Below are 5,027 nucleotides of genomic sequence, written 5' to 3'. Positions count from 1 at the left end.
GGTAGGCGAGCCCGCGTGCACGCGCGGCGGCGGCCATCGCGCGCAGGCCGTCGCGGCCGGCTGACGCATCGGTATGCGCGTGCAGGTCGCCATGCAGATCCTTGCGCTCGATGAGCGCCGGCAGCGTGCCGGCGCGCGACGCATCGATCTCGCCGCGATCCTCGCGCAACTCGGGCGGCACCTCGCGCAGCCCGATGGCCGCGTAGACCGATGCCTCCGTCGCGCCGGCAATCCGCTCGTCGCCGCGAAACACGCCGTATTCGTTGATCTTCAGGCCGCCGGCCTGCGCGATCCGGCGCAGCGCGATGTTGTGCGCCTTCGACCCCGTGAAGTAGACGAGCGCCGCGCCGAACGCATCGGCATCGACGACGCGCAGGTCGACCTGCAAGCCGTTGGCCAGCATCACGCTCGACCGGGTCTTGCCGTGCGCGAGCACGCGCGCCACTTCGCCGTAACCGACGAACGCTTCGGTGACCGCGACCGGATCATGTGCGGTGACGAGGATGTCGAGATCGCCGACCGTCTCGCGGCGGCGGCGGAAACTGCCGGCCGGCACGGCGTTGCCGACACCGGCCACCGCACGCAGGCGTTCGAGCAACGACATCAGCGCGTGCGCGGCCTCGGGCAGCAGGAAGCGTTGCGGCTCGCGCTGCAGGCGATCGTCGATCGCTTCGAGCAGATGCGCTTCGGTTTTGGCGCCGAAGCCCGGCAGCTCGCGCACATGCCCGTTCTTCGCTTCCGCGCGCAGCTGTTCGAGCGAATCGACGTGCAGCGCGTCATGCAGCGCCTTCACGCGTTTCGCGCCGAGCCCGGGCACGTCGAGCAGCTCGACGATCGCGCCCGGCAGCGCATGGCGCAAGGTTTGCTGCAGCTCGCAGGTGCCGGTCGCGGTGATCTCGCGCAGCTTCGACGCAAGATCGGCCCCGATCGACGGAATCTTCCCGAGATCGTCGCCGTTCGCGATCATCGTCGGGATGTCGCGACCGTAGTCGGCGATCGTCCGCGCGGCGTTGCGGTACGCACGTACGCGAAATGGATTGGCGCCCTGGATCTCGAGCATGTCGGCGATCTCGGCGAACACGGCCGCGCACTCGGCATTGTGGATCGGCATGATTGGCGTGGCTCCCTTCCACGTGGATGGCGCCGCGCGCGGGCGCGACGGCGTCTGCCCGCCCGGCGCCGCATGTCGACGCCGCCGGGCGCTCGTTGGTCATCCTGCGCCGGCCGCGCCGTACGTGCGGCGCGGTGGGAGCCGCAACCTCAGAGCGACGCGCGCGGCGTCGTGGCGTAGCGCCGCTCGTAGAGCGATTGGCAATGCGTGCAGCGTTCGGCGGTCGGGCGCGCCAGCAGGCGCTCGTAGCCGACCGAGCCGTCGCAGTCGATGCATTCGCCGTAACTGCCGTCGCGCATCCGCTGCTGGGCACGGCCGATCGCGCGCAGTTCGGTCAGCTTCATGCCGATCAATGCATGATCGACGTCGACGAACAGGTCGGCGTTCGCCTCGTCGCCCTCGTCCGGCGCCGCGCCGGCAAGCTCCGCATAGGATTCGGACGCGCGCTGGTCTTCGCTGGTGCGGATCTCCGCCCGCAGCGTCTGCTCGCTCTCGTTCAGCCGCTGCTTCAGCGTCTGCCGTTGTTGTGGGTCGAGCGACATGGCCGTCTCTCCTGTTCCGGGTCCGCGCGAAACAGAGCGGCGCGCGGTATCGCGCGGGTGCGCGGCACGCAGGCATGCCCCGTGCCGTCGCATCCGGATGAGCGGCCGGACGCGCAAAACGCCGGACGCATGCGACGCAGGATAAACCCATTGAACACGCGTGTGTTGACCGGAATCAGCGTGCCGGTCATGCCGCGGCGAAGGAGGGGAAACTGGGGACGGACGAGGAATTCCGCCCGCCGCGCGCCCCGAAGCCTGCTGGCACAACCGCAGCGCAGCAATTCCGGCGCGACCACGGCGCTGCTTCCGCGCGCCCGAACCGGCCTCACTCCGTCGGGACGATCGCTCGCACGGCGCCGCTTCGATCATTCGTCATCCTCAGAACGCATTGCGCCCGATGAAGCCGCGCACCACCGTCAGCAGGATGATCTTGATGTCGAACCAGAAGCTCCAGTTCTGCATGTAGAACAGATCGAACTTCACGCGTGCCTCCATCGCCTCGACCTTGCGCGTTTCACCGCGATAGCCGTTCACCTGGGCCCATCCGGTGATGCCGGGCCGCACGCGGTAGCGGTACATGTAGCAGTCGATCAGTTGCCGGTAGAAGTCGTCGTGTTCGATCGCGTGCGGACGCGGACCGACCACCGACATCTGCCCGAACAGCACGTTGAAGAACTGCGGCAGCTCGTCGAGCGACGTGCGCCGCAGGAACGCGCCGACGCGCGTGATGCGCGAATCGTTGCGCGACGCCTGCCGCACGACGCCCGGCTGCGCGCGATGCACGCGCATGGTCCGGAACTTGAGGATATCGAACTCGCGGCCGTCGACCCCCTTGCGGCGCTGCCTGAACAGCACGGGCCCCGGCGACGACAGCTTGACCGCGATCGCCAGCATCGTCAGCAGCGGCAGCAACGGAATCAGCACGCCGAACGCGAACAGCCGGTCGAACGCGAACTTGGCCCACAGCTCCGGCGCGGAACGCGGCGTGGTCGCGAGATTGATCGCCGGCATGCCGAGCACGTCGGTCGCGGAACGATCGACGACCGCCATCTGCCGCACGTCGGGCAACAGCCGCAACTCGACGAACTCGTCGCGCAGCTCGCGCACGATGCGCTGGATTCGCCACTCGTGCGACATCGGCAGCGTGAGCCAGACCTCGTCGATGTCGCCGCCGCGAATCAGTTCGCGCAACGCGTTCCAGTCGCCGATCACCGGCACGCCGCCGATGCCGCCCGCGGCGGCCTGGGCATCGTCGTCGAATACGCACGCGGCCACGAACGGGCCATTCGGCGCCAGTTGCATCCGCTCGATCGCGACGCGCCCGTACGCCGTTGCGCCGACGACGGCGACGCGGCGCTGCCGCGCCCGCGGGTCGCCGCGCGTCAGCGCGAGCCCCAGCAGCGCCGCGCGCCCGAGCAGCAGCGCCGCGTCGCCGGCCAGCACCGTGCGCACGATCCAGCGGGTCGTCACCGTGCCGCCGCGATTCATGATCCACATCGTGCCGGCCACCGTCAGCACGCTCGCGCAAACGACCGCCACCAGCGTGTGCGTCAGCACGTGCGCGCCACCCTGCACCGCCACGCCGCCGCGCACGGTGCGCAGGTAACGCGGCAGCAGCGCCACCGTCAGCACGCACAGCAACGCGATCGCACCGCGCTGCGCGTCGGACAACGCATGCCAGCCGAGACCCGACGCCGCCTGCGCGACCAGCGCGCCCGCCAGCACCAGCACGACGTCGGCCGCCGCGATCGCGGCACGCCGCATCGCATTCGTTCCACCGGACATCGACTGCATCGTCACGCACCGTGTGCGGGAAATCCGCGGTGCCCTTCCGGCATGCGCGAGCGAACCGTCGCCGGCATCGCATTCCCGCGCGTGCCGAGCAACCGGCGATAGTCCGCGCGAATCAGGTCGTAGCATTCGCAGGCGTGATGTTCGAGGCCGTCGCGGTCGAGCACCGTGATGCGGCCGCGGCGCTGCCGGATCAGCCCGGCTTCCTGCAGGTTCCCGGCCGCTTCCGTCACGCCCTCGCGCCGCACGCCGAGCATGTTCGCGATCGTCTGCTGCGTGACCGCCAGCTCGTCGCCGTCGATCCGGTCGTGCGCGAGCAGCAGCCAGCGGCTGAGCTGTTCGCTGACCGAGTGGTGCCGGTTGCACAGCGCGCTGCGCGAGATCTGCGCCATCGTCGCCTGGCAGGTGTTGAGCAGCAGCCGATAGGTCTGCGGCGACCGCTCGAATTCGGCGCGCATCACGCAACTCGGCACGCGATAGGCCATCCCGCCGATCCGCACCTCGACCCGGTTCGACGCCGCGATCCCGCCGACCAGCGTCCCCAGCCCGACCACACCCTCGCGGCCGACCACCGCCACCTCGACCATCGCACCGTCCTCCATCAGGTGCTGGACCGACATCATCGCCGTCGTCGGAAAATGCAGATGACGCATCGGCTCGCCGACCCGGTCGAGCATCCCGGCCTTGATCCTGACCAGTTCGAGATGCGGTGCGATGGTGCGGATGCTGTCCTCCGGGAGGGCAGCAAGAATGGCATTCGCCGAATAGCTCGAGTGAAGATGAAGCATGTCTGTATCCCTTTTATCGTCCGCGCCGCCTGCAACCGCATGCACGGAATTCGTTATCGCGATGCGCGCTAGGACATTGACAGCGGTTGCGGCCCACAACCCTGAATCCGACTGGCCATCGGTTTGTCATTGCCCGATTGAGTCGACTGTCCCGTTCTCTACACGCCAGCCCGAATAAGCGATTTACGTGCCAATAGCCGCCCGTCCTTAATATATGAATCACATCCGATTTAGCGCCCCCGAATAACCGACCCCAAAAGCGAAAAAACGTCTCATTTCCGGACACTCCTCCATCCGCTGGACACAGCGCGCATTCGACTGATCAATTCCCGCGTATCGGATCAGGGCTGCTACGCGGCGGCCACGACGCTTATCGTTCAAATACTTACGGCCGATTTTCAATTGTTTCCGTGATGTGCAGCGCAGCATTTACCGGCGCCCCAGCCCCTCACACGCTCGTTTCAAACTGTCTCAAAATTGAATCGGCATACTCATTCGGCACTCTGTCCGCTACCGCACATATCACCCACAAGCCTTTGATTTAAATGAAAAATCAGGCGATCCCCATTTATTTGTCAAATAATGTTCAATGCCTTTCCGACACTTTCGCTGTACGATGCGCACGTCGTTCGATTGATTCCCTATCGACATCGAATGACAAGTCGTATAACTTCGTATAATGTATGCTATACGAAGTTATTACGAATTCGGCCGGGCCGCGTGGCGTTCACGCGCCCTTCGACCGGCTCCGCTTCGCGCCGCCGCCCGCGCCGCCCGCACCGCCCATCGTGCGTG

General features: G+C 67.0%; 4 protein-coding genes. All 4 read right to left on the bottom strand.

The features are described from left to right. A partial coding sequence (locus JMF90_RS23565) for a helix-hairpin-helix domain-containing protein (protein ID WP_236598025.1) occupies positions 1–1,111 on the bottom strand: 1,111 nt, incomplete at its 3' end. Between the two features lie 149 nt (positions 1,112–1,260). Then, positions 1,261–1,653: a TraR/DksA family transcriptional regulator gene (locus JMF90_RS23560; RefSeq protein WP_011547854.1), complete on the bottom strand. Its 393-nt coding sequence runs from the start codon at positions 1,651–1,653 to the stop codon at positions 1,261–1,263. Positions 1,654–2,031: 378 nt separating this feature from the next. Further along, the gene (locus tag JMF90_RS23555; RefSeq protein ID WP_011547855.1) at positions 2,032–3,438 is read right to left on the bottom strand and encodes an undecaprenyl-phosphate glucose phosphotransferase; all 1,407 of its coding nucleotides are present in this window, start codon (positions 3,436–3,438) and stop codon (positions 2,032–2,034) included. Positions 3,439–3,449: 11 nt separating this feature from the next. After that, positions 3,450–4,232: a Crp/Fnr family transcriptional regulator gene (locus JMF90_RS23550; RefSeq protein ID WP_011547856.1), complete on the bottom strand. Its 783-nt coding sequence runs from the start codon at positions 4,230–4,232 to the stop codon at positions 3,450–3,452. Between the last annotated feature and the right edge of the window lie 795 nt (positions 4,233–5,027).

Origin of the sequence: Burkholderia sp. E168m23, assembly GCF_016586125.1 — a bacterium.
Taxonomy (GTDB): Bacteria; Pseudomonadota; Gammaproteobacteria; order Burkholderiales; family Burkholderiaceae; genus Burkholderia; species Burkholderia orbicola.
Note: the sequence above shows the minus strand (reverse complement) of the source record. Positions and strands in the feature narration are given on the sequence as shown.